The organism is Trinickia sp. (genome assembly GCF_051954495.1).
Classification (GTDB): Bacteria; Pseudomonadota; Gammaproteobacteria; order Burkholderiales; family Burkholderiaceae; genus Trinickia.
Genome location: NZ_JBQCHR010000140.1, coordinates 1 through 4,679, shown reverse-complemented (window position 1 = coordinate 4,679; position 4,679 = coordinate 1). Strand labels below are relative to the sequence as shown.

The 4,679-nt window shown below is 61.8% G+C and carries 5 protein-coding genes; all 5 read left to right on the top strand.

What is annotated here, in order from left to right; genetic code table 11:
- The first annotated feature begins 16 nt into the window (after positions 1 to 16).
- The gene (gene trxA, locus ACTHNR_RS19140; protein ID WP_102647006.1) at positions 17 to 343 is read left to right on the top strand and encodes a thioredoxin TrxA; all 327 of its coding nucleotides are present in this window, start codon (positions 17 to 19) and stop codon (positions 341 to 343) included.
- Positions 344 to 529: 186 nt separating this feature from the next.
- Positions 530 to 1,792, top strand: coding sequence for a transcription termination factor Rho (gene rho / locus ACTHNR_RS19135; RefSeq protein WP_440549237.1), 1,263 nt, complete (start codon positions 530 to 532; stop codon positions 1,790 to 1,792).
- Positions 1,793 to 1,858: 66 nt separating this feature from the next.
- Complete coding sequence (locus ACTHNR_RS19130) at positions 1,859 to 2,707, top strand: M90 family metallopeptidase (protein ID WP_440549236.1); 849 nt, start codon at positions 1,859 to 1,861, stop codon at positions 2,705 to 2,707.
- A 151-nt stretch (positions 2,708 to 2,858) separates the two neighbouring features.
- A complete protein-coding gene (locus ACTHNR_RS19125; RefSeq protein WP_440549235.1) occupies positions 2,859 to 3,122 on the top strand; it encodes a type B 50S ribosomal protein L31 in 264 nt (87 codons plus the stop codon).
- A 231-nt stretch (positions 3,123 to 3,353) separates the two neighbouring features.
- The coding region (locus ACTHNR_RS19120; protein ID WP_440549234.1) for an ArnT family glycosyltransferase at positions 3,354 to 4,679 on the top strand (1,326 nt) is incomplete at its 3' end.

Sequence of the window (4,679 nt, the reverse complement as noted above, 5' to 3'; positions counted from 1 at the left end):
GAAGAGGTACTTTTACATGAGCGAACAAATCAAGCACATCAGCGACGCATCGTTCGAACAGGACGTCGTGAAATCCGATAAGCCCGTGCTTCTCGATTTTTGGGCCGAGTGGTGCGGCCCGTGCAAAATGATTGCCCCGATCCTCGACGAAGTCGCGAAGGATTACGGCGACCGTCTTCAGATCGCGAAGATCAACGTGGACGAGCATCAATCGACGCCCGCGAAGTTCGGCGTGCGAGGCATTCCCACGCTGATTCTGTTCAAGAACGGCGCGGTTGCGGCGCAGAAGGTCGGCGCGTTGTCGAAGTCGCAATTGACGGCGTTCCTCGACAGCCATCTGTGATACACCGGCCGGGCCTGTTGCAACATGGCAACAGGCCCGGTGCGCGGCGCGATGAGCCGTTGGGCCGCCGCCGGCTTGTGCTATGCTAGAATCATAAGACTTCAAGACACATAAGTCTCTGAGCGGTTCCGCTCAACTCTCCTCCCAAATTTCTTTTCGTCGCACCTCTCCCGGCGGGTTCTCCGTATGCATTTATCCGAGCTTAAGTCTCTGCACGTGTCTCAATTGATCGAGATGGCTAATGGCCTCGAGATCGAGAGCGCGAACCGCCTGCGCAAGCAGGAGTTGATGTTCGCCATTCTGAAGAAGCGCGCCAAAACCGGCGAAACGATCTTCGGCGACGGCACGCTCGAAGTGCTGCCCGACGGCTTCGGCTTCCTGCGTTCGCCGGAAATGTCGTATCTCGCGAGCACCGACGACATCTACATCAGCCCGTCTCAAATCCGCCGCTTCAATCTGCATACGGGCGACACGATCGAAGGCGAGGTGCGCACGCCGAAGGACGGCGAGCGTTACTTCGCGCTCGTGAAGGTCGACAAGGTCAACGGTCAGCCGCCCGAGGCCTCGAAACATAAGATCATGTTCGAGAACCTCACGCCGCTGCACCCGAATAAGCCGCTGTTGCTCGAGCGCGAAATGCGCGGCGAGGAAAACGTGACGGGCCGCATCATCGATATGATCGCCCCGATCGGCAAGGGCCAGCGCGGTCTGCTCGTCGCGTCGCCCAAGTCGGGCAAGACGGTCATGCTTCAGCATATCGCCCATGCGATCAAGCAGAACCATCCCGATGTCGTGCTGTTCGTCCTGCTGATCGACGAGCGTCCCGAGGAAGTGACGGAAATGCAGCGTTCCGTGGCGGGCGAAGTCATCGCCTCCACGTTCGACGAACCGGCCACGCGTCACGTGCAAGTGGCCGAAATGGTGATCGAAAAGGCCAAGCGCCTCGTCGAAATGAAGCACGACGTCGTCATCCTGCTCGACTCGATCACGCGTCTCGCGCGCGCCTACAACACCGTCATCCCGGCTTCGGGCAAGGTGCTCACGGGCGGTGTCGACGCGAACGCGCTGCAACGTCCGAAGCGTTTCTTCGGTGCGGCGCGCAACATCGAAGAAGGCGGTTCGCTGACGATCATCGGCACGGCGCTCATCGAAACGGGCAGCCGGATGGACGACGTCATCTACGAAGAGTTCAAGGGCACGGGCAACATGGAAGTGCACCTCGAGCGGCGCCTCGCGGAAAAGCGCGTGTACCCGTCGATCAACTTGAACAAGTCCGGCACGCGACGCGAAGAGCTGCTCATCAAGCCCGAAATCCTTCAAAAGATTTGGGTGCTGCGCAAGTTCATTCACGACATGGATGAAGTCGAAGCCATGGAGTTCTTGCTCGACAAGATCCGTCAGACCAAGAGCAACTCGGAGTTCTTCGATCTGATGCGCCGCGGCGGCTAAGGCTAAGGCTCAAACGCCGCCTTCCTTCGATAGCGAAGGCGGCAGTCACCACCCCTCGCCGCTCCAATGCTATCCAAGCTTACGCGTTGGTTCGATACGCGTCGTCGCGAACGCGCGCTGCGCCACCACGCGATCGATGAGGCGCTCTGGCAAGCCACGCTCGACGGTCTGCCGTTCCTCCGCTATCTCGACGCCGCCGACCTCGCCCGCTTACGCGAGATGACGAGCCTTTTCATTGCGCAAAAAGAATTTTCGACGGCGCATGGGCTCGAACTCACCGACGCAATCGTCGTCGGCATCGCCGTGCAGGCGTGCCTACCCGTGCTCAATCTCAGCCTAGATCTATACCGAGGCTGGGTCGGCGTCATCGTCTACCCGGGCGAATTCGTGATTCGCAAGACCGTCGAGGACGAAGATGGCATCGTGCACGAGGTCGAGCACGACGCGAGCGGCGAAGCCTGGGAAGGGGGCCCCGTCATCCTTTCTTGGGAAGATGCGCAATTGACCGACCGGCGCGACGCGTACAACGTCGTCATTCACGAGTTCGCACATAAGATCGACATGCTGTCGGGCGAGGCGGACGGCCACCCGCCGCTGTTTCGCCGTTGGCACGCGCCGCTCGACGCGCAAGCGTGGGCCGACGTATTCGACCACGCGTACGATCGCTTCTGCGCGAAAGTGGACGCGATCCCCAAGCGGCGCTGGGCGCGCTTCGAACAAGAATCGCTGATCGATCCCTATGCCGCCGATCACCCTTCGGAGTTCTTCGCTGTCTGCAGCGAGGCGCTGTTCGTTCAGCCGAAGGCGTTCGAAGCCGAATATCCGGAGCTGTACCGGCTGCTGGCGCGTTTTTACCGCCAAGATCCCGCCGGCGTCGGCGTGCCGGCGGCAGTCAGCGGCGCGGCGCCGGAATAGTTCGTCAACCGCCTGATTTTCTGGCATAATCCCCGTTTTTCGACCTTAGGCAAGTGGCTCGCGCCTTCGGCACGTCGCAGGTTCGCCCCGTAGGGGCCGTCCGTGTGGCGATGCAGCGTGGGTTGGCTACCGCCCGACTAAAGGAAATACCATGAAAGAAGGCATTCACCCCGATTACCGCGAAGTCGTTTTCCACGATTTGTCGAACGGCTTCATGTTCGTGACGCGTTCCACGATTCAAACGCGTGAAACGATCGAACACAACGGCAAGACCTACCCGCTCGCCAAGATCGAAGTCTCGTCGGAATCGCACCCGTTCTACACGGGCCAGCAAAAGATCATGGACACGGCAGGCCGCGTCGAGAAGTTCAACAAGAAGTTCGGCGTTCGTGCTGCCGGCAAGGCTGCGAAGTAAATTCGCGCCGCGACCGGACGCTTGCGCCGGATCGAATCGAAGGGCAGCTTGGGCTGCCCTTTTTAGTGAAATGGGCAGCTTAGGCTGCCCATTTTGCATTGGCGCAACGAATGTGTTCCGCGCGCGTTTCGCATGGCGGGCGACGCGCCACGCGACTACAATGCCGGATCGTGTGCGCCGAGCGCCCGCCCATCAGCATAACAACCGTCGTCCGAGAACCGCTCCGCCTGCATGAGACCTGTCGTCCGCCTTACCGCCTCCGCCACGCGCGCTCTTCCGCGCTGGCTGTTGCTCACGCTTTGCATCGTCTACGCGGCTTTCGGTTTGTTCGGCCGCGACCCGTGGAAGAACGAGGATGCAGCGGGCTTCGGCGTCATGTGGACCATGGCGGGCGGCAATGCGCACGATTGGCTGCTGCCGAACCTTGTCGGCAAGTTCATCACCAATGACGGCCCCCTCGGCTACTGGCTCGGCGCGCTATCGATTCGCCTACTTTCGCCCTGGGTCGACGCGGCCGACGCTTCGCGGCTCGCCACGGGCGTGCTGTTTTGCGCGACTTGCGCATTCGTCTGGTACGGCGCCTATCTGCTGGGCCGCCGCTCGGAAGTCCAACCGTTCAAATACGCGTTCGGCGGCGAGCCCGAACCGAGGGACTACGGCCGAACACTGGCCGACGGCGCGCTGCTGATTCTCGTCGCTTGTTTTGGCTTGGCCGAGCGGGGGCACGAAACGACGCCTCAGCTCTCGCAGATGATGGCCGTCGCGATGCTGGTCTATGGGCTCGTGCGCGGGGCCGACAAACCGCTGCAGGGTGCGCTGTTGTGGGCGCTTGCGCTCGGCCTGCTGGCGTTGTCGGGTAATCCGCTGCTCGTTCTCGCCCTCTTCGCCAGTACGCTCGTCATGGCCGCGATCGTCCCCGAGCTGCGCTCGATCTGGCTCCCGCTCGTCGGCGTGCCGCTTGCCGTCGCGCTTTCGCTCGCTTGGCCGCTCGCGATTTTGCACGCCTATCCCGGCGACGCCCGATGGTTCATCGAGCAGTGGCTGAACGGCAGCATCAATCGATTCTCCGCGCCGCCTGGACACGTCTGGCTCTATGCGTTCAAGAACCTGCCGTTGTTTACCTGGCCCGCTTGGCCTCTGGCGCTTTGGGCCTGGGTCAGCTGGGGCGGGCTGCGCGCAAAGCCGCACGTCGCGATTCCGGTGTTCGTCGCCCTGCCGCTGCTTTTTCTGGCGGTGCTGCAAAGCCATCAAACGAACCGGCTCTACATGCTGCTTCTGCCGCCGCTCGCGACGCTGGCCGCCTTCGCGCTGCCGACGCTCAAGCGCGGTGCGATCAACGCCTTCGACTGGTTCGCGGTGTTGAGCTTTTCCATCCTCAGCATTTTCGTGTGGCTCGTGTGGCTTGCCGCGCAAACAGGTTTTCCCCATCCCCTCGCACGCAACCTGGCGCGCCTCGTGCCGGGCTTCGTACCGCACTTCAGCCTTCTGTCGTTCGCATGCGCCATCGCGGCCACCGTCTGCTGGCTTGCGCTCGTGCGTTGGCGTATCGCTCGCCAT